Raw genomic sequence first — 25,920 nt, forward strand, 5'->3', positions numbered from 1 at the left:
GGGGCCTCCTACACCTTAGCCAGACGGCCTCCGGTGTTCTCGTAGTATGATGAAGCGGTCTCACTAAGAGCGATTGAAAAAATACCGGCGTTAGGCCCCATCGAATAGGCCCCTCCCAGAGACGCTGTGCGATCGTAAGCTGTATTTGTCGTGGCAATCGTTAAGTCAGGGACTATGGCGTCAAGATACGTGCTTGTAACCGACCCCGGAACAAAAACATCTCGGAAGTCGTGTGTTGGGCCGGCACTTGAAAGAAAACTGGTTGGATAGCCCAAATCCACTCGCACCGCCCCTGTATTAACCCAGGATTTATTACCCTGACGGTCCCACACAGAGAGGACACCCGACGATGCCTGAACGCGTATACCGTCGCAGTACTGCCACACATTTCCCCACAGCCCAACAATACCTCGATATGTCGCGGTCGCAACATCAGTTGCGTTGACTGTGGCAGGTGACCCTTCATTAACCCGCCCCAGGCCGACCACCCCCTGAGCATCGGTCGTCCCCATTTCAATGAAAGCCAGCATCTGCAAGGCTGCGCACTGGTAGACCGACCACAGCATGAAACCCGTCACGCCCCCCGCGTTGCGGGCAGCACAGCGGGCTTGGTAATCGGTGAAGGAGATATTGGTTAGTGGCATAACCCCAGCCACAGAAGCCACTTTGGTGCCGCCGCTGTCGCTGCCTTGATACTTGCCAACCCAAAACTGATTGACCGGCGCGCCATCCTTGTAAAAAGCCGGATGGAGCACAAAGCCATCCAGGGGTTGATCGCTGATCCACCAACAGGTCTTCCCGGCCTGTGCGCTGCCCGTTGGGGCCGGGGCCACGCGGTAATAGAACTTCGGGACGCGGATCATGACCTGCCCGTCGATGGTGACCGGCACAAGATTGCCCCACACCGGATGGGTGTTGAACGCGGCGCCCCCCAGGGCGTAATCGCTGCCCGACAGGGTGTTGCCGGCCTTGTCCACCCGAGCCCAGGTGCCCGAGCCGCCACCGGTCGCGACCAGAGCAATCCCCAACACATGGGCCGGGTCGCCAAAGGCGGCGCCCATCTTGCCATAGACTGTGGCCCCGCCGTCGCGGCTCCAAAACAACAAGGTATCGACCCCGCTGCCGGTTGACAGCGCGGGGGGTGTGCCGCCCTCCCAGGTCACGCCGGTCCAGGTCAAGACACGATCGCCGCCGCCGATCAGTTCGACCTGGACCATGTGCAGACCTGAGGCACTCCAGCCGCTGAAAGACACCGTGATGTTGGCGGTGGGTGTCAGGCTGAAGGACGCGGCCTGGGCGACATTAAACACCACCGCCGAGGCCCTAGCGCCCAGGGCCTGATGGGTCAGGGCCACGCCATGGGCCCGGCCGCCGCTCACCACAACCCCGCTCAGACTGCCCCCGGTGATGACCACCGCGTCGGCGTTCTGCGCGGCCAGGGTGCCGCTGGCACTGCTGTCCTCGCCGCTCACCGGCCGGTTGAGGGCCACGACCCAGGCCGCGCCCAGAACATCGGCCACCAGAAGAACCCGGCGACCGGCCACGCTCAAGGCCGAGGCCCCGCCAGCCAGGGCCGCGCTCACGCTGGCCCCGGTTGCGCCCTCGACCCACAGAGCGGCGCCATCGCCCAGAGAGGCCGGCGTGGGCACACTGAGGACGGCCGATGCCCCCAGGACGAAGCGCGCGCCGCTATCGCTCGCCGCAACCGTGCGGCTAGTCCCGGCCGCCACGCTGATCGTGGAGCGCCACACCGGCCGGGCCGCCTCCAGCGTGCCGGGCACCGTGGTGCGCGCCGCTACCCGCCACGCGCCGTCCCCCTCGTGGACCAGCCAGACCCGTTCCGACACCAAGGCCAGCGCCGTAGTCCCGCCCTCCAAAGTGCCGCTGGCAACCTGAAGGGTGGCACTGCCCTGAAGCGCGGTTTCCAGCCACAGGGCGTCACCGGCCGTAAAACCATCGCCGCTAAGGATCACCGTGCCGCCGGCCGGGACCACCACAAGGGCGCCGATCTCGTCGGCGCTCACGGTGTGGGGGCTGGTCACGGAAAGGACCCGGCTCCAGGCACCGGCTGTGGTGCTGCCCTCCAGACTGACCGCCACGGCCGGCACCACACGGGCGTCGGCGAGATCTCCCGTCCCCGAGGCCCGGGTCGGCGTGAGGGTCACGCTCCACAGTGTCTCGCTCAGAGCATAGGCGCTGACTTCGCCTTCCATCCAGCGTGTGGAATCGGCCTTGCTCACCACCCGCACCCATTGGCCGACACTCAACGCCAGCCCGGCCGGCACCTCCCAGGCCAGCAGTTGCCCGGTGGCAATGGGGTGGACCGTGGGACTGTCGCTTTGCGTGCCGGCCAGGGTCGCCCAGATCCCGGCGCGCTGGTCGCTCCACCAGCCCGGGGTGGCGACGTGGCGGGCGAGGCAAAGATAGGCCCCGCCCTCGCGGGTCACGAAATCACCGGGGGCATAGGCCTCGCCCGCCCGCCAAGCGCCGCGCGCCTGAACGCTGGGCGCGGGCAGGGTCAGGCGGGTGCCGCTGCCGTCGCTGTAGGTCAACACCAGATCCCAGCCATCCTGAGCGATCTGGGCGATGCCGCGGCCCGGGGTGCCGGTGGTCTGCTCCAGGGCAAGGCGCAGGGCGTGAAAATTGCGGTCCACTTCGGCGGCGGTCAGGGGCGCGCCCTTGCCGGCGCCCCAGTCGGGATCGCTGGTGCGGTAGGTAAGACTGACCATGAGGGGGAACCTCGGAGGGGGGGATCAGGGAGTCAGGATCAAGGTCAGGCGAGCCCCGGTCTCGGAGCGCAGGGAAAGACGTCGAACCTGCTCGACATCGACCCAAAAGGCGCCGTCAGCGCTGCTCACGCGCACGGTTTCCGTCTCGCGCGCAATCTCGGTCCACACGGCATCGGCGGCGTTGCTCTTAGGCCGCAATGTGCCCACGCTGCGCTGTGTGGGAACCAGGGCGCGGGCACAGCTTTGCGCCTTGTCGGTGTTGATGGTGCCGGTCGCGGCCACCACGGCGGTTTCCTGCCGGGCCACCGCTTGGCGCGCCCGCACCGCGCGCGTTAGAACATCAACCATGAAGCCTCTCCTCAAGGAATGGAGGAGCCTGGGGAGGCCAGCCTCCCCGGCCTTCCCTCTCTTACGCGAGCCACCCCCACCGCACCGTACACCCGGCATGCAAAGCCACCGGCTCCACCCCTTCGGGGTCCACGCTCCAAGTGAGGAAGTCGCGGGTCAGGGCCATGCGCGCCCCGCCCTGGGCATCAAGCAAGCGGCACAGCCACAAGGCGGCCCCCAAACTCTGGGCCGGATTGCCAAGACACACCGCCCCCGCCAACCACTGGCCCGTCGGCAGGGCCCGAAACACCGGCACCAGATCCGCGCCCACCACATAAACCCCCGCCTGCCCCGAGGCGCTCAGGCGGCCAGAGGCGGTGTCAACGGCGGCGGGAACCACCCCTATCACCAAGCGATCCCCGGCCCACAACCCACCGATCCGCGCTTCCGGGGCGGGGGCTCCCTCGGGCTCGGCGGCCTGAACCATCAAGCCCCAGGGCAGGCTGTCGCTCCCGTCCACCCCGCCCATCTCGAAGCCCACCCCCGGGGCGCCCCCTGGCACAAGGCTGTACAGCCGATGGCGCTCGACCGCCCCCACCCGCCGGGTGGCCGCCACCCAAAAGCGCCCGGCCCAGGCAGCGACCGCCGTAGTGCGCCAGACCACCAGACCGTCGCCCTGTTCCGGGGGCGCCTCGACCAGCCGACGGCTTAGGCCCAGCGTGCTGGTCTCGACCCCGAGCGGCGCCCAGCCCTCGCTGGCTGGCAAGGCGGTGGTGTGGGTGGCAACAAACAAGGTCTCGCCCAAAACCTCCAAGCCGGCGTCACCGGCCAGAGCCCCAATGACGCTCCCGGTTTCGGGATCGGTCACCACGCTCCCCAAGGGCTGAACGGTGGGCGCTTGGTCCCAGGCCGGGCTGGCCAGCACGAGGCCGACACCCTCTTGCAGCCCGCACACGGCGAAGCCCTCCCCGCCCCACGGCCACAGCCGGGGCCGCGCCAAGCGGACAAACGGTGGCCCCACCGCACTGGGCAGGGCGGCCAACCCCGGGCCGGCCTGACGGAAGGCCAGCAGCGACGCGGCATCGGCGCTCAAGCGCACCCCGGCCAGCCCGCCCGAAGGCCACAAACACAGGTCGGCCAGCCCGGTAACCCGTCCCCGGGTTCGCCCCGTGGCCTCCAGCGCAGTGGCCGTGACGCCGGCCAGCCCGCCAAGGCGCTCATCAAACGCAAAAACCACGCTCACCGGCGCCAGCCCCCCCCAGGGCCGACACGGTGGCGAAGGGATCAAGATACACCATCATGACGCTCCGAGGCTGAGGGTGGGAACAAGACCGAAGGCGCCGGCCGGGGTCACGTGCACGGTGTGCTCGACCCGGTCGAGGCCGCGCAGGGGCCGCAACGCCAGACAGACATCGGTGGGCACCTGGGAGAGCAGGGCGCGCGGGCTGACCGTGCCGTGGCGCCGCGCCCAAATGTAGGCGTCCTGCTCGGCCCAGAGATTACGCAAGCACAAGCGCTGCAACAGGTCCCCGGCGGTCCACTTGGCCACGCTGGCCAAGGCGTCGGTGGGCTGCTGGGCGCTGAAGTCATAAAAAGGAATGGCGAAGGGATCGTCGTCGCTCACCCCCAGGGCGTGGATGGTCTCGGCGCTCAGGGCATAGTCGTCCCAGGCGGCCTCGGCCACGGTGTCGGCCCCCGCCGCCGGCCGCAGGAACGTGCCGCCCCCACCAAGCGACCCGGCCAGCACCAGCTCGACCGAACAGCCGTCCTCGTCCCACGCCAACCGCAGCGACACCACCTTGCCCCGCACCTGCCCCTCGGGCAGCACCGGACTGTGCAAGACCACGCTACAGTCGAGGTCCAAGGACAGCGCCGCCGCCGTCCAGCCGGGCAAGCGGGCCCGCACACTCACACAGCGCTGGGCAAAGGCCAGCCGAACGGCCAGAACCCGCAGCAGGTGGGCCACCGCCTGACGCCCGCGCGACGTGAGGGCAAAGCTGGGATAGAGGGGGTCGCCAATGGGCAGACCGGTCTCGGCCTCGCCGGACCTGACCTCATCCAAGCCGCTGGGTGTTGAAACGTCGGCGCTCGCCTGAAGGCTGACCCGAGCCCGCGAGAGCGAAAGAAGACTATCACAGTCCGGCACCGTGCTGTCGCTCTCGTCCTCGGCCGCGTCGCACACGCCAACATCGCGCAGACCAAAGCTGATCTGCTCGCCGCCTTGGGCCGGGGGCGCCCCCGGGGCCAGATGGCTGGTCAGGCGGCACACCACGGTTTCGCGCCGTTTTTGCCGAAAGTCCCAGCGCACCCGCAGCACGGGCCAGTAGGCGCTCTTGGCAAACGAGATCCAGCCGGCAAACAGACCGGCTGGAAACAAGCTGGAGCGCGCGGCGGTGGGGCCAAAATCAACGACGCCATCCAGACTGATCCCGCTGCCTGTCCCGACCACGAGGACGCGCCCGTCTTCGCTGGTGACGGCGCTGGGGTCGTCGGTGAGGTTGGACTCGAAGGCGGGCAGGTCCTGGGCGACCAGGGCGCTTTCGGTGATGAGATAGCCGGTTTCGCCGCCCAACCGCTGGCCGACGCGCGGCCAGCCATCGGCAAAGTCGGCTTCCGGCGACAAGGTGACAAGGGCGCCGCCGGCCTCGCGGGCGATGAGGGCACCGAAGTCGGCGAGCGCCCCGCCGCGCTGGGTCCAGGTGGTGACCATGCGGCCCTCGATCCAGGCCGGGGGCGGGCCGTCGGGCTGGCTGAGGGTCAGGCTCCCTTCGGCCAGACTCTCGGGGCCAAAGGTCAGGGTCCGGCGTCCCTCCAGAGCGTGCGACACCAAGACCCCCCCGGTCAGGCGATCCACACACAGGCGGGCGAACCAGCCTTCCAGGATCTCGTCGGGCTCGTCCTCGCGGCCCTCACTGATAAACAGGGCATCGTAGGCCGGCGCGACCTTGTAAGGCGCCAGGGCGGCGGCGGTCAGGGCCTCGGTGTCGCCGGTGCGGGCGTCGAGTTGAAGGGTAAGAAACGGCCCGGTCAGGCCATCGGGCAGTTGGGTCAGGACCCCAAAAAACAACGGCATGACGGCGCCGTCCACCCGGGTGGACAAGTAGGCGTGCACAAGGCCGTCGGGGCCGCCGATCCGAGACGAGCGCCGGGCCACGACCACGCGGGCATAGGGGGCCTCGCCCTCCTCGGCCCGGATCTCCAAGGCACGGATGGCCTCGTCGGTACGGGCGTGCTGCGCGGCATCAAAGGGAGTGCCCGGGGCGACCCAGGCAAAGTAGAGGGCCTCGGGCACGGCGACTTCCTCCGTCAGACTTCTTCAAGCACCAAACGCCAGGGGTGCAGACCGTCCCACTCCTCCAGCCCTGCCGACCAGTCGCGCACCATCATCAACAGGCGCGGGCGCAGCGACACACAGACCGGGCGGTCGTGGGGGGCGATGCTCACCGCGCGGCCGGCGACCTCGGTCACGGGATGGGCAGCGCCGTCGCTGTCGTGGGCCTGAACGCTCCCGGCCACAATGTCGCGCTCGGCGGTCCAGGCATTGGTCCCCGGGGCCAGCAGAACCCCCAGGCGGTTGGCGGCCTCGACGCTCAGGGTGACGCCCGGCCACAAGCCAGCAAAGGCCGGCGGGCGAACATCACTGGCCGACAAGGTCAGGACATAGCGGGCCCCGGGCAGGGCGGCGAAGTGGGCGGTGCCGCTCTGGTCGCGCCAGAACTCGCCGCGCGGCACCGGGGTGAGGACATGGCGCGTGCCCCGGGCACTCCAGCGGGCCAGCAGGGCCGGGCCATCAAGCACCAAAAGGGTGTCGGCCTCGCTCATCACACCCCCCGTTGCGGTCGGGCCAGCAGGCGCCGGCCGCCCTCCATGAGGGCGTCAATGCCCTGGGGATCACCGGCCACACCTTGCTGGCGCGACGAGGCAAGCGGCGAGGCCAAGACGGCGGCGGTGTCGTCCGACAGGCGGGGGGTCCCGCCCAGACCACGCAGCGCAGAGGCCACCGTGGTGGTCCCGGACAGCGGTTCACGATCGTTCATGAGTCCCTCGCAAACATGGCGTGATACGGAATAGACAGGGGCACGACGCAAAACCCCTCCTCGAAGCGGGCGCTGGCCCGGGCCGGGGCGCCGGTCACCAGGACCAGCCCCTCGGTCGCCAGCCAGCGCCCGCCCAAGCCCTGGGCCACGGCCGCGCAAACGGTGTCGGCAGCGGCGGGGTCGCTGGCCTGGGGGTCGTACAGCAGCACACTCAGCGCGCCCGCTTCCGCCCCCCAACCGCGCCCGCCCTCGGCGCTGGTCGGCGCCAGGACGGCCCGTGCCCAGGCCTGGCCGGCGGGCGGGCGGGCGCGGCTCCCCTCCCCCACCAGGGGACGCCCCAACAACGGCGCCAAAGCAGCCAGCAAGACAAGGCGAAGACCCGGGGCGCTCATAACACCGCCTCCGGGCGCACGGTGACGCGAAACAACAGCCCAAGCGCCGCCGAGGACTCGGCCACCTCGATCACGGTCCAGGTCTGCCCCTCGGCCACCAGGGCGTCGGTCGGCCGGGGGGGGGGAGCGTCGGCGGTGAGCACCAAGCCCCGGCGGTCGCCGGGCAGGCGCACGGGATCAACCGGGGCGTCCGGGGAGGTGCTCAGGAACACCAGGGAAACGGGATGCTCGCTCACGCAGGCGTCGGTCGGGTCGAAGGCGGGATCGACCCGGCGGCGCAAGGTCGCGACCAACACGGCATCGCCCGCCGCCGCCAAAACACGGGTAAAGGCGGCCAGCACGCGGGCACGGGTGATCGGGGTCATGGCGGCTCACCTCCGGCAGACAACAGAGCCCGGCCCCAGCAGCGGGGCCAGCAGAGCCAGGACCAGGGGCGGGATCGGCGCCGGGCCGGCCCCGCTCTCGCGCACGGTGGTGGTGCTCAGGGCATCCACGGTCAGATGTTCCTCAATAAGGCGGCCCTCGGGGTCGGAATCGGGCAACAGGGGCGCCGACAAGGCGCGGGCCGCCAGTTCGCAACAGGCCGCCACGATCTCGCGCGGCACCTGATCGTCGGCGATCGGCGCCCCTTGCGCATCCCGGGCGCCCACGCGCGGCCATCCCAGGGCCTGATCGCGGCCCCGGCGCGGCCGGCCGGAAAACCGCGCGGCAAAACGCCCCTCGAGACAGGCGGTGGCCTCGCGCAAGGCGCCTTCGCGCAGGGCCTCGGCGGCGGCGGTCCAGGACGCGGCCAGGGGGGTGTGGGGGCGATTGCCCCAGTAAGTATCGGCCGCGCTCAGGGCGACCAGGGAGTCGGCATCGGCGCGGCCGCTGCCATCCTCGGCGATCAGGGACATGGTCACACCTTGGGAAGTTAAGGAAGGGAAGGCTGGGGAGGCTCGCCTCCCCAGACCCCTGATGACTTAAGGGGAAGAGGGGTCTGGGGAGGCGAGCCTCCCCAGCCTTCCCTTCTCCCTACGCGGCCGGCCCAACAAGCGCCGACGCCCGAGGCGGCCGCCCCAGCCACGTCACCACCAAAGGCAAGCCGACCCAAGGCGCCCCCGACCACGCCAAGGGATCGGCCCCCGGCCCCAGCCGAGCCGGCCCCGCCACCACCGTGGAAGGCCCACCGTCGCCCAGAGTCAGCGTGGCCGTGCCGGTCAAACCGCCAAAGAACGCCGAGACGGCCAGAGGGCTCCAACAGCGGGCAGTAAAGCGCAGAACAAGACGCTGGCGCCCCACATCCTCGCGAGCTGGCCCCAAGCTGCCGTCGCCGGCCTCTTGCCACCACACGCGGCTGTCTTGCTCCAGGCTCAAACGCGCGTCATAAACCGGACCCAACTCCTGGGCCGGGCCATCGGCGGGCGTAAAAACGATCAAGGGGTCGCTGCCAGGAAGCAGCGTGGCGAGGGCGAGACTCATGGTCCGCTCCTGTTGCAGGCCGGATCAACCGTTGGTGCGCAGGGCGGCGATGCGAATGGCCTTGCGCTCGTACACGCGCTGCCAATTGGCGGCGAGGGCCAGTTCGGCGTTGGTCGGAGCCGGTCGGGCCATGCTGGCACCCACCCAGCGGATGCCGCGCGGGTGCAGCAGGAAGTGCCGGCGCGAATGAAGGATCTCCATGCCCTCGCCATCGCCGGCCCCCGGCACCCGCTCGGTCTCGACCGGCATTTTCGGCTGGCCCTCGCCATAGGCAAAGGCGCCCTCGGCAAACAAAACGCTGGTATAGACGGGCCGGTGGGCGCCCTGGGTCACGGGCAGGCCATCGTCCACGATGACGCGGTAGCCCAGGTAGGTCTGGTAGCGCAGATCGCCGCTTTGGGGATCGTAGACCGGCAGCAAGGTGCCGAGCCGTTGCAAGCGGGTGTGGACCACCGAGTGCAAGGCGATCGCCGAGAGGCGGCTTTTCATGTCACCCAGGGTTTGGGCGGCGGCCAAAATGGCTTCGTCACTGATCACCTCGGCGGCGGTGGGGGCGCCGGCGTCGTCGGTCGCCACCGAGTGGATCATGTCGCCCCCGTTGGCGGCAACATTGGCGGCCAGAACGCCGCTCAGGCTGGCGATCAAGAGTTTTTGGCGATCGCGCACCCAAAACGGCGCCACCAGATCGGCGACGGCACGCAACGGGTCGGTGGCGAGCAAGGCGGCGGTCAGGTCCATGCTCGACCACGCCTTGTTGCGCACATGCTTGATGGCGACATCACGCCCCGCCGTCAAACGGGCCGGGGCGACCAGACTGTCGGGATCGTCGGACCCGACATTGGAGTCCCCCGACAGGTCGTTGAAAAACGGCAGGGGAAAGGTGGTGCCGCCCCCGGCCGCCAGGGCATCGAACTGGGCATCGCGGGCCACGACCCCGGACTGGACAAAGGCATCCAGCTCCAAGGAGCGCTGCACCAGATAGGGCTGGAAAACCTCGGGAACGATCACGTCAGACAACCGGGTGGAAACCGTGCTCATGGAAATCTCCTGGATCAGAAAGCGAGGATCAGCGGGCCTGATCGCGCAGCACGCGCGCCAACTCGGGCTGGGTGCGCAGCAAGCGGCCCTGCTCAGTGAGGTTCAAGGTGTCGCGGGCAAAGGGATTGGGAACGGCGGCGCCCAGACGTACCGGCGGGATGCCCCCCCCGGCCGGCAGATCCCACCACGGGCCCGGCCCTTCGCGACGTCGGGTTTCCAGCCACTCGGTCAGGGCTGCCGGGCTGGCCGCGCTGTCGGCAAAGGCGGCGCGGGCCGCCTGGAGCACCTCGGCCCGAGCCTCGGCCCGCACTTGGGTGGTGGCACAGGCGGCCTCGACGGCGGCGGCAAGGCGAGCTTCCTCGGCCTGGGCCAGGGCCTCCCCCAGGCGGGTGATCTCGGCGGTGGTCGCCGCCAAATCCTCGGCCTGAAAAACAAAACCCCCGGCGGGGCCGGGGGCGTAGTGGGGACGCAAGGCCTCGGGAATGGCCTCTTCGCTCTCGTAGTACACGCGCAGGGTCATGGGTGGGAATCCTCCTGGGAGTCGCGCCGCTGGGCGTCGGCCGTGGGGTCGAAGGCCCACGACAAGACGCCCCGACGACGCAGTTCGGTCAGATAGGCCTCGCGGCTGAGGTCGCCGGCCGCCCGGGCCTGGGCCAGGGCATCGAGGTCGGCCTCGTCGCCGGCGTCGGTAAAATCGGTATTGACGTCGATGCTGCCGCCCGCGCCCAGCCCGGCCCACGCGGCCATCAGGACCAGGGCCTGCTCCAGGCCGTCGCGCAATTGCAGGGCCCACGCCTTGATCGACGAATTGGCCCGGCTCTCGGCAATGGCGGTGGCGGTGGCCGTCGTGGCGCCCGTGCGGCTCAACAGGGGCTCCATGGCAAGCTTGTCCATCTGCGCCTCCAGCCGGCTCAGGTCGCGTTCGCCGGCTTGCAAGGCGGTGCCCTGGGGCTCGACGTAATACCAACGGGCCTGGGCGTCGGGGGTGTGCAAAAAGGTCTTGGGCCCCACGGCCAGCGCCCCGCCGTCCGGCCCCTCGGGCGCCGGGCCGGAAAGCGCCAGCATGGCAAAGCGCCCCAGGGTCAAAATGTTGCGCTGGTCACTGGCCGACTGCCAGTGAGCCACATTGAGGTGAGCCAAGCCCTCCAGGGGCGGGCGGGCCTGCAACGCGCCCACGGCGGGCCCCAACCGCAAGGGCACCAACGGCACCGTGTCCAGACCGGTGCGTCCCTGACGCAGCGGCGCCCAGCTTGGGCCGTCGTGCTGCCAGATCTCCCAATACCCGGGCTCCAGCACCTGAACACGGGCCCGTGGGCGCAGGAAAAACCCGTCGCGCTCGCCTACCTCGTAGCGCACCCGGGCATGGGCCAAGCACCAGCGCCCCTCGACCACCCCAGCCTGGGCCGCGATCACCTCCTCGGCCGGCACCACCACCAAGTAGGGCCGCCGCCGGGCAGCCGGCACCTCGGGCCCCGGCATATCCACCTGAAGCCAAGCAATGCCGGTGGTCAAAGCCTCGGCGAACCAGCGCTGGGCCACGGTGTGCACGCTGTTGCCCAGCAAGTCCGCGTCGTCAAGCCAGCGGCGCAGCACCAAGGGCACATCGGCCCCCAGCACCAACGGCCGGGCAAACACCCGCCCGGTGATGTCGCGCACTGTTTCCTCAAAGGCGGGAAACAACACGGCGCGCTCCAGGCGAGCACGGTAGGCCTCAAGATCCTCAGCCTCGTAGCGCGGCAAATAGGCCTCGCCCGCCGCCCGCATGGCCAACGTCCCCCCCATCAGGGTCCGCACCAACGCCCAACGGGGCAGCAAACTCACGTACTCTGGATCGGGACGCGCAGGATCGCCCCCGGCCTTGACCTCGACCATGGCCTTCCCTTCTCCTCTTTCAAAGAAATCGAGGGGTCTGGGGAGGCCGTGCCTCCCCAGCCTTTCTTCACCAGCGCAGCGCCGTGACCCGACCCGCCGCCCCTCCCTCGTAAAACGTCAGGGCCAAGGCATCGGCCAAGTCAGGGCTGCGCACGCCACGACGCTTGAGGGCTTCCTTGCTCTCGAGCTTGAGCCGCCCCGACCCCTCAAACCCATACCGCGGGCACACCAACTCACCCGCCAAGTCCTGGGCCAGATCGCGGGGCAAGCCAGCAAACCCGGGCTGGCTATCACGCAGCCACGCCCGCAAACACAGCCAAAGATGATCGCGCAACAAGGCGCCGCGCTCCTCGCCGACCACACGCTCAGGCGCCGCCGTGGCAACGTTGACCCCCACCACCGGCACCCCCTCCTCGCGTAGCCGATCAACCACCCCAGCGCCCACGCCGATCTCATCGACAAAAACCCGCTGCGCCCGCCACAACGCACTCAAGCGCCGCGCTTGCCCGGCCACCGCCATGGTGTCGCGCCCGGTCGTCACCTCCAGGGCCTCAACAGCCGGACCCGCCCGCAACACAAAAACCGTGCGGTCATCGCCAAAACGCGCCACGTCCAGACCAAGCCGCCGCTCGTGACCGCCCCCCTCGGCAGTGCGACCCAAAGCCGCCTCGGCCCACTCCAAAGCAATCAGCACATCGTCGTCCTGGCGCGGAAAAACGCCATCGGCCCGCACCCGCACGATGTTGGACCCCTCGCCATACTTGCGCACCAAGCCGGGCCGATAGCCGGGATCAACAAGGGGGCTGTCGGCACAGCAAAAATGCAAGGCGGTGTACGCCGAGCGGTCCTGCTTGTGCGAGCGGGCAAAAAAGCCAGTGTTGCGGGTCGGGTTGCCAACCATCAGCAAACGAGCCCCCGGCCCCGACAACGCCCCCTCAGCAACCTCAAACACCGCATCAGGCACCCCGGACGCCTCCTCAATCACAAACATCAAGGCCCCGCGCCCCTCCCCCCCGGCCGGCCCGCCAGCATGAAACCCCTGCAAAGCATCGGGGTTGTCGGGCCGGGCGGTGCGAGCCACCGCAAACCACTCGCGCGGCCGGCCCCGATCGGCAATCCGCTGCGCCGATAAGTCAAACAGAGCCGACAGCCGCAAAGCGCCGGGCAAACCCAAGCTCTCGGCCCGCAAATCGGCACCCCGGCACAAACGCGCCAACTCGGACCACAAAATCTGCTCAAGCTGACTGGCCGTCGGCGCCGTGCACGGCGTCTTGGAATAGTCAAAACACTCCAAATGCCACCAAATCGCCGCCCCCGTCGCCGTCGTCTTGCCTACCCCATGCCCCGCCCGCGCCGTCACCTTGGCCCCCGACGGCGCCACGGCCGCCAATAACGCCGCTTGCTGCACCGTCGGCGTCAGCCCCAACCGCTGACGCGCATACAACACAGGATCAGCCCGCCACAGCGTGCGCAGGTGAGCGTAACGGTCGAAAAGATCCGACGACAAGAAAGAGCCAGGCATGGAAACCTCCCGCCTCCGGCTCCATGGGGAGGCGAGAGGGCACAAAGGGGGGGAAGGGAAAGAGAGAAGGGAAGGCTGGGGAGGCTCGCCTCCCCAGACCCCTCCATTCCTTTAAGGACGACGCCCATCACAAAACGATGCAATATAATAAAAATGTATTTATTTTTAATAATAATTATATTAATTATTTTAATAAAAATACACAATGTTTACGTATGACTTTCTGATCGCGCATACTCTCTGTTTTTCCATGAATGGAGGGGTCTGGGGAGGCGAGCCTCCCCAGCCTTTCTTCTTCCTTTCCCTTCTTCCTTTCCCTTCTTCCCTTTCACCCTTCCCCCTTTCCTCTATTTTTTTCCTCTTCGCGCAGGGCTTCGTCGAGCAGGGCGGACAGCCCGGCGCCATTGTTGCTGGGGTCGGCATTGGCGGTGGGTTTCCACAGGCCGAGACGGTGGCCGAGGAGGTTGAGGGCTCGGAGTTTGTCGGCGAGTTTGACGCGGATACGCTTGACGGGGCGGGCTTCGTTTCCTTTGCCGTCCATGTATTCGTCAACGGTGACTTCGGCGATGGCGGCGGCTTGGTGCTCGTCCATGTCGGTGAGATCGACGACGGCGGTGCCATCGGGGTTAAGGCGCAGAAGATCGAGGGGCCGGGAGAAGGCGACGTTGGCGAGTTCGGCGAGCACGCGTTCTTCGGTGATGGCATAGCGTTCGATGAGGGCGCGGGTACGGGCCTGGGCTTCTTGGTCGGCGGCGGCGAGGGCGGCTTGCACGGCGGGGCGGGCGAGACAGCGGGCGGCGCGGGGGCTGGCGCGGGGGCCGGCGTTGGGCTCTAGGACGCGCCACGCGGCGGCGGCTTTGCGACCGTTGGCGAGATAGGCGGCCACGAAGGCGCGTTCGGTCTCGGAGAGGGGGGGCAAGGAAGGCTCGCCGGTCATGGCAGGGTCCTCGTGGTCGAGCCGAACCGGCTCATCCACCCAAAGGAAAAGGGCCGCTGGGGGGAGCGGCCCTCACACGAATTTCATGATGAAACGACATTACATGACAGCCCCCTCGGCGTCAAGGGGGCGCCGAGGGGAAAAACGGCCCAGCCCGGCCCGGCGGGCATAAAGCGCCAATCCGGCCTTGAGGTCGGCAAACGCGGTGTCGGCGCTGCAATGGTGGCGCCGGCGCACGGCATCCAGACCGCGATCATAGACCACGACATCGAGAATGAGGGGCAAGGGGCGGTAGGGCGGCCGGCGCGCCCAGCCATTGACCTCGGCGGCCCAGGGCAGATACAGCCGGCTGTGCTCCAGGGCCAGTTCGCCGGGCAACAGATCGAGCACGCGGCCGGGCCCCGAGGCCTCGGCGGCACCGGGAACGCCGTCTAGATGGGAGACGCGGGCCATCAGGGGGCGGGTTAGACCCTCGATGACCCGGCGCAGACGCAAGGCGGCCAGGGCTTCGGCGTCATCAAGGCGCCCTTGGTCGCGCAACCAGGTGATGGGGGCTGCCGCGCCGCGCCGAACGACGGTTTGCGGGGTGGGGCCTTCGTCGGCAGGGAGGGCCAGGGGCGCGGGGGCATGGCGCAGCAGGGCGTCGATCACAGCGGCCTTGCGCTCTAGCCGGGATCGGGCTTGGCCGGTGGAGGGGGCCAGGGCGGCGGCGCGGTGATAGCCCGCCAGGCGCTTCTGACCAAGACGCTGGGCCTCGGCTGGGGTACGGCGCAAGGCCTCGACCAGGGTCAGGACGGTGGCAAGGAAGGCGTCGTCCAGGTCCTCGCGGACCACACGCTGCCACCAGCGGCGCAAAACCGGATCGGCATCGGCAAGACAGGGGGGAAGGGGCATGACAACCTCCTTTGGAAACCAAGGAGGCCACCATGCCGTTTTGTCATTGTTATAATCAATGACTTTCCGTCATTCCCCGGCCAGATCCGGTGCCAACACCGCCACGCTCAAGGGGGGCAGTGCCGGCAGATCGACAGGGGCGCTGGCCAGAACCACCGACCACGCGGCATCGTCGGGCAGGACAAAGGAACACGCCGTTGCCCGGCCATTGACCAGAATCAGACGCGCCGCGCCCAGGCGCAGGGCAAACGCCCGGTCGTCCCAGTCGTCGGCGGCCATGGGGTGACCGTCGGGCCGGCGCCACGCGACATCAGCCCAGCCGTCCGGCCCCGGCTGGCCGGTCAGAAACGCGCAGCGGCCGGGCTGACGCAGGGCGAGGGCTTGGCGGACGAACGCAAGAAAGGTCGGATCGGTCGCCGCCCAGTCGAGCCAGGTCAGCGGGCTGTCGTGGCAATAGGGGTTGTTGTTGCCGTGATGGGTCTGGCCCAACTCGTCGCCGGCGCGCAGCATGGGCACCCCCTGGGCCAGCACCAGGGACAAGATCAGGTTCCGGCGCTGCTGCTCGCGAAGGGCCAAAATCCCGGGCTCCCCGGTCGGCCCTTCGACGCCGTGGTTGACCGAGTGATTGGTGTCCATCCCATCGCGGTTGTCCTCGCCATTGGCGAGATTATGCTTGGTGTCGTAGGCAACGAGGTCGGCCAGGGCAAAGCCGTCGTGACAGGTAACATAGGTTACGCCGGCCAGCGGCCCGCGCTCGGCGGGAAAGACCGGGCTGGAGCCGGCCAGGGCGGTGGCAAACGCGCCGGCCGAGCCGCCCCGCAGCCAAAAGCGGCGCACGGCATCGCGCGCCTGATCGTTCCATTCCAACCACGGCGCGGGAAAACGGCCCAAGGCATGGCCGGCCGGCCCGGCATCCCACGGCTCGGCGATCAGCAGGCACGACGAGAGCACCGGATCGGCGGCCAGGGCACGCAAGAAGGGTCCCTCGGGATCAAAGGCCCCCTGGTTCCGAGCCGGGGTGACGGCGAGATCAAAGCGAAAGCCATCGACCCCGCGCTCGACGACCCACGCGCGCAAGGCGTTCACGATCTGGGCCAACACGCCTGGATGCTCGGTCTGGACACTGTTACCGCACGCGGTGTGATCGACATACGCCGCCAAATTGCCCTCGACCAGCCGATACCATGACAGGTTATCCAGCCCCCGCCAGGACAAGGTCGGCCCCCGCGCGCCACCCTCGGCGGTGTGGTTGATCACGACATCAAGCACGACGGCCAAACCGGCGTCATGCAGGGCCTCGACCATGCGGCAAAAGGCGTCGGGCGGGCCGTAGGCGGGATGGGGGGCGGCGAAGGCGATGGGATTGTAGCCCCAATAGTTGGTGCGCCCGCTCCCCCACAGGGCAGGCTCATCGGCAAAGGCCCAGACCGGCAGTAGCTCGACCGCCGTAACGCCCAAACGCCGCAAGTGGTCCACCACCCCGGGGGCGGCAAAGCCGGCAAAGGTGCCGCGCGCCACGGTCTCGACCTCGGGATGCTGCTGGGTCATGCCTTTGACGTGAGCCTCGTAGATCACCAGCCGACCGGGCTCCAAACGCCCGCCAAGGCGGGGGCGGGGCGACGGGGCCGCAGGATCAACGACGATGGCCTTGGGCACAAAGGGCGCACTGTCCAGGCCACTGGGCTGGTCATCCTCGCCTTGGGGCCAGCCGCGCGCGACATCAAAGCCGAACAAGGCAGGATGGGGGATCACCGGGCCGTCGAGGTGGCGAGCCAGGGGATCAATCAGCAGCTTGTGAGGATTAAAGCGATGGCCCCGGGCCGGGTCATAGGGACCATGAGCGCGCAGCCCATAGCGCAAACCGGCCCCGACCCCGGGCAAGAAACCGTGAAAAAACGAACCGTCACGCCCCGGCAGGGGCAAGCGCTCCTCCCGCCCCTCGGCATCGAACAGACACACCTCAACCGCCGAGGCATTGTCGGAAAACACCCGCCAATGAACCCCGCCGTCCCCGACCCAAGCCCCGGCCGGACCAGGACCACTCGGCTCCAACACGAGACGACGCATCACTTTCCCCCAAAAACCCTAAGGAATGAGGGGTCTGGGGAGGCAAGCCTCCCCAGCCTTCCCTTACCCCTTGAACCGTAGCACGATGGTCGCCAGCGGCGGCAAGGTCAGGGCGAGGGACTGAGCGTGGCCATGGGCGCTCACCGCCTCGGTCTCGACGAACCCGTTGCCCACATTGGAGCCGCCATAGAACCCGCTATCGGTATTGAGCACTTCATCCCACACGCCGGCCCGGGGCACCCCCAGGCGATAGCCATGGCGCACCACGGGCGTGAAGCTACAGACCACCAAAACCAAGGGCTGGACACCGCGGGCGCTGTCGATGGTATCGCCCTTGGTGGCGGCCGGGGGATCACCGGCGCGCAGGAAGCTGATGACCGACTGGTCGGCATCGGTGCAGTCCACCCAGGCGAAGCCGTCGCCCTCGGTATCGCGTTCGTGCAGCGCCGGCAGGTCGCGGTAGAGATGGTTGAGGTCGCGAACCAGGGCGTGGACGCCTTGATGCCAGTCGATGTTGAGCAGGTGCCAATCAAGGCCGGTGGCATGGTTCCACTCGCGGCCCTGGCCGAACTCGGAGCCCATGAAGAGCAGCTTCTTGCCCGGGTGGGTCCACATGAAGGCGTAATAAGCCCGCAAGGTGGCGAACTGTTGCCACGCATCGCCGGGCATGCGCCCGAGAATGGAGCGCTTGCCGTGAACCACCTCGTCGTGGGACAGGGGCAGAATGAAGTTTTCGGAGAAGGCGTAGAGGAGGCCGAAGGTCAGGTCGTTTTGGTGATAGCGGCGATGAATGGGTTCGTGGGCAACATAACCCAAGGTGTCGTTCATCCACCCCATGTTCCACTTGTAGCCGAAGCCGAGGCCGCCCAAATAGACGGGCCGACTGACCATGGGCCACGAGGTACTTTCCTCGGCGATGGTGACGGCGCCGGGGAAGCGCTCGTAAACCAAGGTGTTCATCTGGCGCAGGAAGTCGATGGCCTCCAGGTTTTCGCGCCCGCCGTATTTGTTGGGGACCCACTGCCCCTCCTCGCGGGAGTAGTCGAGGTAGAGCATGGAGGCCACGGCATCGACACGCAGACCGTCGATATGGAACTGGTCGAGCCAGAACAAGGCGTTGGCCAGGAGGAAGTTACGCACCTCGTTGCGGCCGTAGTTAAAAATAAGGGTGCCCCAATCCATGTGCCGGCCTTGGCGCGGGTCGGCGTGCTCGTAGAGATGGGAGCCATCGAACCACGCCAGACCGTGGGCATCTTCGGGGAAATGGCCGGCGACCCAATCGAGAATGACGCCGAGACCGGCCTGATGGCAGCGGTCCACGAAGTAGCGGAAGTCATCCGGGCTGCCGAAGCGGCTGGTCGGGGCAAACAGACCGATGGGCTGATAGCCCCAGGAGCCATCGAAGGGAAATTCGCTGACGGGCAGCAGCTCGATGTGGGTAAAGCCCATCTCGAGGACATAGGGAATGAGGGTGTCGGCCAGGGCGCGGTAGCCGAGCGGCCGGTCCTGGTCGTCGCGGCGCCACGAGCCCAGGTGGACCTCATAAATGCTGATGGGGTGGGTCCGGGCGATGGTTTCGGCGCGCCGGGCCATCCAGGCATCGTCGCTCCAGGTATAGGAGCCGAGGCCGCAGACGACGGAAGCGGTCAGAGGGGGATGCTCGGCCCGGAAGGCATAGGGGTCGGCCTTGGCCGGCAGCAACCCGCCATCGGGGCCGGTGAGCTCGAACTTGTAAAGGGCGCCGGGGCCGACACCGGGGATGAAGATATCCCAAACGCCGCTGCCCGGGTGCTGACGCATGGGATGGACCCGGCCATCCCAGTGGTTGAAGTCGCCAATGATGCTCACGCGGGTGGCATTGGGCGCCCACACGGCGAAACTGGTGCCGGGGCTGCCGTCCACCGTCATGGGGTGGGCGCCCATCTTGCGATAGATCTCAAGATGGGTGCCCTCGCCGAGCAGGTAGCGATCGAGATCGCCGAGCACGGGCCCGAAGCGGTAGGGGTCGTCGATGTCACGGACGTGGCCGTCTTCCTCGACCCTGAGGCGGTAGGAGAAGGGACCCTGACCGGCGGGCAGGTCGAGCCCGAAAACCCCCTCGGGATGGAGGCGGCGCATGGGAGCGACGACCCGGCCATCGGCGGCGTCAATGACGCTGACCGCGGCGGCGCGGGGCCGGAAACACCGCAGACAGTACCCGCCTCCCCCCCCTGTGGCACGACCACCATGCAAGCCGAGAAACGCGAACGGATTGCCATGACGAGCCCCGACCAGGGCGGTCATCGCTTCGGAAAAGGCGTTGGGGTCCATGATGCTCCAGTACGCGGCAAGGGGGCGCGCTCGGCAACGCCGAAACGGCTTTCACGCGAAACGATACTCCACGGGGAACGCTTCGTCACCCCGAGGCGAAGACGAAAAGGCAGGCGCCCCCCGCAAGCGACCTCAGGCGTCGGCGCCCGGGGCCTTGGGGGTCTTCCGGCCACGCGCGGTCTTGGGCTTGGCGGGCTTGTCCTCGGCGGTGACAGCCGGGGCTTCGGCGTCGGCGGCGCGCGCCTTCTTGCGCGGGGTCTTGCGCTTGGGGGGCTCGTTGTCCTGGGGCTCGGCGGCGGGCGCTCGGACGCAAACCGGGGGGGCCTCGGGCTCGACGACCGAGGCCTGGGCCACCGGCGCTTCAACGACGGGGGCCTCAGCGACCGGGAGTTTCTCACCCGGAACGTCAAGGACCGGCCCCTCATTCCCCGAAACCTCGGCCACCGGCGCCTCAACGACGGGGGGCTCGGCATCGGAGGCGGCGGGTGTTCCGGCCAGCTCGGCCCGGACCTGGGCCTCGGCCAGGGCCCAGAAGTCGTGATCACGTCCCGAGGGGAACCCCTCGGCTTCGGCGAGATAGTAGGCGCGCGTCTTAATGCGCTCTTGCAATTCTTCCGTCATGGGGGGTCGCTCCCGAGGACTGACAGGACGCTTGGTGCGGTGCACCCATCATGCCGACACCCGGCGCAGAGGTGCAAGCATGGCGATCAAGGGCCCGGCATTTTTCTTGGAATAGCCCCAGAGAGCCGCCCTGCCCCCCGCCGGAGGCCTGGGTGCAAAAAAGTGCGCCCAATCCCCCGCGCGGCGCGATTCCCCCCTTGATCCGGGAGGGGAGGCCCCCTTATCAAAGAGGACCAATTTGGTCCGATTGAACCCCAGCACCCCAGGGAAGCCCGCCATGTTTCGGATCAACAAGCTCACCGATTACGCCGTGGTGTTGCTGGTGGACATGGCCCGCAGCGACAAGGTCCGCGCCGCCCAGCAAATCGCCGTGGATACCGGCGTGCCGCTGCCCACGGTGGCCAAGGTGATGAAGGCCCTGGTGCGTAGCGCGTTGGTGGTGAGCCATCGCGGCGCCAATGGCGGCTATGGCTTGGCGCGCCCGGCGCAGGCCATCACGGTGGCGGACATGATCCAGGCCCTGGAAGGCCCCATTGCATTGACGGCCTGCGTGGCCCGGGGGGAAGATCCTTTCGGCGGGGCGCGCGATCTGGCGGCGCCCGGAGGGGACGAGCCGTGTGGCCTGGGCGGCCTGTGCCCGATGCACGGCCACTGGGACACCGTCAATCGCCGGGTGGAAAACGCCCTGCGCACGGTGACGCTGGCCGACATGGCCCAAGGCAGCCTGCCGGCCTTCGACCCCGCGATCACCCGCCAGCGGGCGGCCCTTCTTGCGGGTGATCTCGCCTGAGCCCCTTTATGATCCGGAAAGCCGCGTTGCGGGAGAGAGAAGCATGGCAGCCACACAGGAAACCGTTGAGACCCTGCGCGAGGCCACGGAGACGTATAAATACGGCTTTGTGACCGACATTGAGGCGGAGACCGCCCCCAAGGGCCTCAACGAGGACATTATCCGCTTCATTTCGGCCCGCAAGGAGGAGCCGCAGTGGATGCTGGACTGGCGCCTCAAGGCCTACCGCCACTGGCTGACCCTGACCGAGCCCACGTGGGCCGGGCTTTCCTATCCGCCGATCGACTTTCAAGACAGCCACTACTACTCGGCCCCCAAGATCAAGCCGGGGCCGGCCAGCCTGGACGAGGTCGATCCAGAGCTGCTCGACACCTACAAGAAGCTGGGCATTCCCCTAAAGGAACAGGAGATCCTAGCCGGCGTGGTGGCGGTGGACGCGGTGTTTGACTCGGTGTCGGTGGCGACCACCTACAAGAAAAAGCTGGGCGACATGGGGGTGATCTTTTGCCCCATCTCCGAGGCCATCCGCGAGCATCCCGAACTGGTGCAAAAATATCTCGGCTCGGTGGTCCCCTACACGGACAATTTCTACGCCACCTTGAACTGCGCCGTGTTTACCGATGGCTCGTTTGTGTACATCCCCAAGGGCCTGCGCTGCCCGATGGAGCTGTCCACCTATTTCCGCATCAACGAGCGTAAGACCGGTCAGTTCGAGCGGACCTTGATCATTGCCGACGAGGGCGCCGAGGTCTCCTATCTCGAGGGCTGCACGGCGCCGCAACGCGACGAAAACCAGTTGCATGCGGCGGTGGTGGAGTTGGTGGCGTTCGACAACGCCCGCATCAAGTATTCCACGGTACAAAACTGGTACCCCGGCGACGCCGAGGGCAAGGGTGGCATCTATAATTTTGTGACCAAGCGCGGCGCCTGTCGTGGGGTCAACTCGTCGATTTCTTGGACCCAGGTCGAGACCGGCTCGGCCATCACCTGGAAGTACCCGAGCTGCATCTTGCAAGGCGACAACTCGTCGGGCGAGTTCTACTCGGTGGCCATCACCAACAACGCCCAGCAGGCCGACACCGGCACCAAGATGATCCATATCGGCCGCAACACCCGCTCGCGCATCGTCTCGAAGGGCATCGCCGCCGGCCGCTCGGACCAGACCTACCGGGGCTTGGTGCGCGTGCTGCCCAAGGCGGAAGGGGCGCGCAACTTTACCCAGTGCGACAGCTTGCTGATTGGCGATCGCTGCGGCGCCCACACCATTCCCTACATCGAAAGCCGTTCGCCGACCGCCCAGGTGGAACACGAGGCCACCACCAGCCGGATCAGCGACGACCAGTTGTTCTACTGCCTGCAACGGGGTCTGTCGCAAGAAGAGGCGGTGGCCCTGATCGTGAACGGTTTTTGCAAGGAAGTGCTGCAAACCCTGCCGATGGAATTTGCCGTCGAAGCGCAAAAACTGGTGGGAATCAGCCTAGAAGGCTCGGTGGGCTGACTGGCCTTGAGGACAACCCCATGCCGGGGGGAGACACCGGCAAGACGGAGGAGAGTGATGGCGCTTCTGGAAATTACCGACCTGTCGGCCCGCGTCGAGGACAAAGCGATCCTCAAGGGCCTGTCCCTCACCGTGCGCGCGGGGGAAGTCCACGCCATCATGGGCCCGAATGGCGCGGGCAAGAGCACCCTATCTAACGTGATCACCGGCCGCCCGGGCTACGAGATCACCGGCGGCAGCGTGCTGTTCAAGGGCCAGGACCTGACGACCGCCGCCCCCGAGGAGCGGGCCCGGGCCGGGATCTTCCTGTGCTTCCAGTACCCGGTCGAGATCCCCGGGGTGGGCTTCACCACCTTCTTGCGCACGGCGCTGAATGCCAAGCGCAAGGCACAGGGCCTCGACGACCTGGACGCCGGCGCCTTCCTGGCCAAGCTGAAGGCCGCCACCAAGGCGCTGGGCATCCCGGACGCCATGCTCAAGCGGCCGGTCAACGTCGGCTTCTCGGGCGGCGAAAAGAAGCGGGCCGAGGTGTTGCAGATGGCCATGCTGGAACCGGACTTGCTGATCCTCGACGAAATGGACAGCGGCCTTGATATCGACGCCCTACGCATCGCCGCCGAGGGGGTGAACGCCTTGCGCTCACCCGAGCGGGCCGTGGTCTGCATCACCCATTATCAGCGGCTGCTCGACTACATCGAGCCCGATTTCGTCCACGTCCTGGCCGATGGCCGCATCGTGCGCTCGGGTGGCAAGGAGCTGGCGCTGGAACTGGAGGAGAAGGGCTATGCCGACTTCGTCTCAAGCGCGGCCTGATCCGATGAGTGCCCCGGCCTCGGAGTCCCTGCCCTTTCTGAACTACCCCGGCGGCCCGCGTGGAGGGCTCGGGCTGGCTGGCCGGCCTGCGCCGACACGCGCTGGAGGCCTACCGCCGCCAGGGGATCCCCACGCCCCGGGTCGAGGCGTGGAAGTACACCAATCTGGCCTGCCTGGGCCGCGAGGTGTTCGGCCCGGCCCCCCCGGTGCCGACCCTGACCCGCTCCGACCTGCCCGATGCCCGGCTGCTGCCGCTGACGGCGCCTCGTGTGGTCTTTATCAACGGCCGCTTCGCGCCCGCCTTGTCGGATCCGCTGCCGGCGGGGGTGGCGGCGGGCAGCCTTCAAGCCCAGTTGCGCACCGATCCCGAGGCCGTGCGTCCGCTCCTGGAGCGTGCGCAGACCCAAGAAACCCTGGAGAGCTTGCCGCTGGCCGCCCTCAATCTGGCGCTGCTCGACGACGGCTTGTTCTTGTCGGTGGCCGAGGGGGTAACGGTCGAGACCCCCGTGCATCTGGTCCACCTCACCGTTCCCGGCGACGGCCCCTCGGCCACCCATCCGCGGGCGGTCATGGTGCTGGGCAAGAACGCCCGGGCGGTGATTGCGTCGAGCTTTGTCTGCCTGCCGGGCGCCGCCACCTTCACCAATCTGGTGTCGGACGTGATCTTGGAGGAAGGCGCCCAGCTTTCGCACGCCCGACTGATCTGCGGCGCGGCCGATGGGGTAACGGTCGGCGCCACCTTGGCCAGCGTGGCCGCCGGCGCGCGCTACGAAACCTTCTCCCTGACCCTGGGCGGCCGCTTGGTGCGCAACGAAACCCGGGTGCGGCTGGAGGGCGAAGGCGCCCAAGCCCTGGTGAACGGGGCCTATGCCGTGCGGGCCGGCCAGCATGTGGATAACACGGTGTTTGTCGATCACGCGGTGCCCCACGCCACCTCGTCGCAGTTGTTCAAGGGCGTGCTCGATGAAACGGGCCGGGCGGTGTTCCAGGGCAAGATCCTGGTGCGGCGCGACGCCCAGGGCTCGGATGGCCGGCAGTTGCACCGGGCCTTGCTGCTGGCCCCGGGGGCCGAGGTGGACATCAAGCCCGAATTGCAGATCTACGCCGACGATGTGGTGTGCGGCCACGGCGCCACGGCGGGCGAGATGGATCTGGACCAGTTGTTTTACCTGCAAAGCCGGGGCCTGGACGCCGCAACGGCCCGGGCCTTGCTGGTGGAAGCCTTCCTGGACGACGCCATCGGCACGGTGACGGACGAGCGGCTGCAAGAGGCCCTGGTCGAGCGGGTGCGCGACTGGCAGCGCAGCCGGGCCCAGGCGGTATGGAGCGATTCCCGATGACGGCTCTTTCCAGCCCCCCCCCACGGGCCGATGACGGCTACGACGTGGAAGCGGTCCGGGCCGATTTCCCGGTGTTCCAACTCCGGGTGCACGGCGACAAGCCGGTGATCTACCTCGACAGCGGCGCCTCGGCGCAAAAGCCGCGCGCGGTGATCGACGCCATGACGCGGATGATGGAAACCGAGTACGCCAACGTCCATCGCGGCACCTACTGGCTCTCGGAACAGGCGACCACGGCCTACGAGGCGTCGCGCGAGACCGTGCGGCGTTTCTTGAACGCGGCGCGGGGCGAGGAGATCGTCTTCACCATGGGGGCAACTGACGCCCTCAATCTGGTGGCCCAGAGCTATGGCCGGGGCGTGTTGCAGCCGGGGCAGGCGGTGCTGATCAGCGCCATGGAGCACCACTCCAACATCGTGCCCTGGCAGATGCTGCGCGACGAAAAAGGCATCGCCCTCAAGGTTTGCCCGATCACCGACGACGGCGCCTTGGACCGCGACGCCTTCGCCCGCCTGCTGACGCCCGAGGTCGGGCTGGTGGCGATCACCCAGACCTCGAACGTCTTGGGCACGGTGACGCCCGCCGCCGATATCATCCGCCAAGCCCACGCCGTGGGGGCGCGGGTGCTGCTCGATGGCTGCCAGGGCGTGGTCCACGGCCCCGTCGATGTCCAGGCGCTGGACGTGGACTTTTACGTGTTCTCGGCACACAAGCTCTACGGCCCGACCGGCCTCGGGGTGCTGTACGCCAAGCACGAGCTGTTGGAGCGCATGCCGCCTTGGCGCGGCGGCGGCGATATGATCCGCTCGGTGACGTTCGAGCGCTCCGAGTGGGCCGACCCTCCGGCCAAGTTTGAAGCCGGCACGCCGCCGATTGTCCAGGCGGTCGGGCTGGCGGCGGCCATCGACTATGTGTCGAGCCTGGGCCTCCCGGCCATCGCCCGCCACGAAGCCGACCTGCTGTCCTACGCCACCCAGCAACTCTGTGCGGTGCCGGGCCTGCGCCTGTATGGCACCGCACCGGGCAAGGTGGCGGTGCTGTCGTTTACCCTGGACGGCATCCATCCCCACGACATGGCAGCCCTGCTGGACCGCCAGGGGGTGTGTCTGCGGGTTGGTCATCACTGTGCCCAGCCGCTGATGGAGCGCCTGGGGGTGTCGGCGACGGCCCGCGCCTCCCTGGGGCTTTACAACCAACGTTCCGACATCGACGCCCTGGTCCGGGGCCTGGACCTCGTGCGTTCGTTTTTCGCCTGAGACCCGAAAGAGCGAG

At 68.0% G+C, this 25,920-nt stretch carries 24 protein-coding genes; 5 read left to right on the forward strand and 19 right to left on the reverse strand.

What is annotated here, in order from left to right:
- Positions 1-8: 8 nt before the first annotated feature.
- The 19 genes from RSPPHO_RS20910 to RSPPHO_RS05635 all read right to left on the reverse strand — a co-directional run bounded on the left by RSPPHO_RS20910 (position 9) and on the right by RSPPHO_RS05635 (position 20,207).
- Positions 9-2,729: a carbohydrate-binding protein gene (locus RSPPHO_RS20910; protein WP_014414286.1), complete on the reverse strand. Its 2,721-nt coding sequence runs from the start codon at positions 2,727-2,729 to the stop codon at positions 9-11.
- Positions 2,730-2,753: 24 nt separating this feature from the next.
- Positions 2,754-3,077, reverse strand: a complete 324-nt coding sequence (locus tag RSPPHO_RS05550; protein WP_041794475.1) for a hypothetical protein — start codon at positions 3,075-3,077, stop codon at positions 2,754-2,756.
- Positions 3,078-3,138: 61 nt separating this feature from the next.
- A complete protein-coding gene (locus RSPPHO_RS05555; RefSeq protein WP_041794478.1) occupies positions 3,139-4,299 on the reverse strand; it encodes a hypothetical protein in 1,161 nt (386 codons plus the stop codon).
- A 54-nt stretch (positions 4,300-4,353) separates the two neighbouring features.
- On the reverse strand, positions 4,354-6,348 hold the full coding sequence (locus tag RSPPHO_RS05560; protein WP_014414289.1) for a hypothetical protein: 1,995 nt from the start codon (positions 6,346-6,348) through the stop codon (positions 4,354-4,356).
- A gap of 14 nt (positions 6,349-6,362) precedes the next feature.
- Positions 6,363-6,878, reverse strand: a complete 516-nt coding sequence (locus tag RSPPHO_RS05565; protein ID WP_041794481.1) for a hypothetical protein — start codon at positions 6,876-6,878, stop codon at positions 6,363-6,365.
- Positions 6,878-7,093, reverse strand: coding sequence for a hypothetical protein (locus RSPPHO_RS05570; protein ID WP_041794484.1), 216 nt, complete (start codon positions 7,091-7,093; stop codon positions 6,878-6,880). Before RSPPHO_RS05570 ends, RSPPHO_RS05565 begins: the two co-directional genes overlap by 1 nt.
- On the reverse strand, positions 7,090-7,485 hold the full coding sequence (locus RSPPHO_RS05575) for a hypothetical protein (protein ID WP_014414292.1): 396 nt from the start codon (positions 7,483-7,485) through the stop codon (positions 7,090-7,092). The genes RSPPHO_RS05570 and RSPPHO_RS05575 overlap by 4 nt, the downstream gene beginning before the upstream one ends.
- Complete coding sequence (locus tag RSPPHO_RS05580) at positions 7,482-7,850, reverse strand: hypothetical protein (protein WP_014414293.1); 369 nt, start codon at positions 7,848-7,850, stop codon at positions 7,482-7,484. The genes RSPPHO_RS05575 and RSPPHO_RS05580 overlap by 4 nt, the downstream gene beginning before the upstream one ends.
- Positions 7,851-7,856: 6 nt before the next feature.
- Positions 7,857-8,381 carry a DnaT-like ssDNA-binding protein gene (locus tag RSPPHO_RS05585; RefSeq protein WP_041794487.1) on the reverse strand — a complete coding sequence of 175 codons (525 nt, stop codon included), beginning with the start codon at positions 8,379-8,381 and terminating at the stop codon, positions 7,857-7,859.
- Between the two features lie 118 nt (positions 8,382-8,499).
- Entirely contained in the window at positions 8,500-8,946 is a 447-nt protein-coding gene (locus RSPPHO_RS05590; protein WP_051013703.1) for a hypothetical protein, read from the reverse strand.
- Between the two features lie 24 nt (positions 8,947-8,970).
- Positions 8,971-9,984 carry a hypothetical protein gene (locus RSPPHO_RS05595; protein ID WP_014414295.1) on the reverse strand — a complete coding sequence of 338 codons (1,014 nt, stop codon included), beginning with the start codon at positions 9,982-9,984 and terminating at the stop codon, positions 8,971-8,973.
- 28 nt (positions 9,985-10,012) lie between these two features.
- On the reverse strand, positions 10,013-10,504 hold the full coding sequence (locus RSPPHO_RS05600) for a hypothetical protein (protein WP_051013705.1): 492 nt from the start codon (positions 10,502-10,504) through the stop codon (positions 10,013-10,015).
- Entirely contained in the window at positions 10,501-11,856 is a 1,356-nt protein-coding gene (locus tag RSPPHO_RS05605; protein ID WP_014414297.1) for a DUF4055 domain-containing protein, read from the reverse strand. Before RSPPHO_RS05605 ends, RSPPHO_RS05600 begins: the two co-directional genes overlap by 4 nt.
- Before the next feature lie 67 nt (positions 11,857-11,923).
- Complete coding sequence (locus RSPPHO_RS05610) at positions 11,924-13,378, reverse strand: hypothetical protein (RefSeq protein ID WP_051013707.1); 1,455 nt, start codon at positions 13,376-13,378, stop codon at positions 11,924-11,926.
- 328 nt (positions 13,379-13,706) lie between these two features.
- Positions 13,707-14,315 (reverse strand): terminase small subunit, encoded by a 609-nt coding sequence (locus tag RSPPHO_RS05615; RefSeq protein WP_051013709.1) that lies wholly within the window; start codon positions 14,313-14,315, stop codon positions 13,707-13,709.
- A 99-nt stretch (positions 14,316-14,414) separates the two neighbouring features.
- Positions 14,415-15,209 carry a hypothetical protein gene (locus RSPPHO_RS05620; RefSeq protein ID WP_014414300.1) on the reverse strand — a complete coding sequence of 265 codons (795 nt, stop codon included), beginning with the start codon at positions 15,207-15,209 and terminating at the stop codon, positions 14,415-14,417.
- Between the two features lie 69 nt (positions 15,210-15,278).
- A complete protein-coding gene (gene glgX / locus RSPPHO_RS05625) occupies positions 15,279-17,276 on the reverse strand; it encodes a glycogen debranching protein GlgX (protein WP_041794495.1) in 1,998 nt (665 codons plus the stop codon).
- A gap of 63 nt (positions 17,277-17,339) precedes the next feature.
- Positions 17,340-19,586 (reverse strand): 1,4-alpha-glucan branching protein GlgB, encoded by a 2,247-nt coding sequence (gene glgB, locus RSPPHO_RS05630; RefSeq protein WP_014414302.1) that lies wholly within the window; start codon positions 19,584-19,586, stop codon positions 17,340-17,342.
- A gap of 132 nt (positions 19,587-19,718) precedes the next feature.
- Positions 19,719-20,207, reverse strand: coding sequence for a DUF2934 domain-containing protein (locus RSPPHO_RS05635; protein ID WP_051013711.1), 489 nt, complete (start codon positions 20,205-20,207; stop codon positions 19,719-19,721).
- Between the two features lie 277 nt (positions 20,208-20,484).
- Between RSPPHO_RS05635 and RSPPHO_RS05645 the strand changes: the two genes are divergently transcribed.
- Genes RSPPHO_RS05645 through RSPPHO_RS05665 form a run of 5 tightly spaced genes read left to right on the forward strand, consistent with a single transcriptional unit; the run spans position 20,485 to position 25,904 of the window.
- Positions 20,485-20,997 carry an RrF2 family transcriptional regulator gene (locus RSPPHO_RS05645; RefSeq protein WP_041794498.1) on the forward strand — a complete coding sequence of 171 codons (513 nt, stop codon included), beginning with the start codon at positions 20,485-20,487 and terminating at the stop codon, positions 20,995-20,997.
- Positions 20,998-21,040: 43 nt separating this feature from the next.
- Entirely contained in the window at positions 21,041-22,495 is a 1,455-nt protein-coding gene (gene sufB / locus RSPPHO_RS05650; RefSeq protein ID WP_041794501.1) for a Fe-S cluster assembly protein SufB, read from the forward strand.
- Positions 22,496-22,552: 57 nt separating this feature from the next.
- Entirely contained in the window at positions 22,553-23,308 is a 756-nt protein-coding gene (gene sufC, locus RSPPHO_RS05655; protein WP_041794504.1) for a Fe-S cluster assembly ATPase SufC, read from the forward strand.
- A 59-nt stretch (positions 23,309-23,367) separates the two neighbouring features.
- Entirely contained in the window at positions 23,368-24,648 is a 1,281-nt protein-coding gene (gene sufD / locus RSPPHO_RS05660) for a Fe-S cluster assembly protein SufD (protein ID WP_014414307.1), read from the forward strand.
- Positions 24,645-25,904, forward strand: a complete 1,260-nt coding sequence (locus RSPPHO_RS05665; RefSeq protein WP_041794512.1) for an aminotransferase class V-fold PLP-dependent enzyme — start codon at positions 24,645-24,647, stop codon at positions 25,902-25,904. Before sufD ends, RSPPHO_RS05665 begins: the two co-directional genes overlap by 4 nt.
- Positions 25,905-25,920 lie beyond the last annotated feature (16 nt).

Source organism: Pararhodospirillum photometricum DSM 122 (assembly GCF_000284415.1).
Classification (GTDB): domain Bacteria; phylum Pseudomonadota; class Alphaproteobacteria; order Rhodospirillales; family Rhodospirillaceae; genus Pararhodospirillum; species Pararhodospirillum photometricum.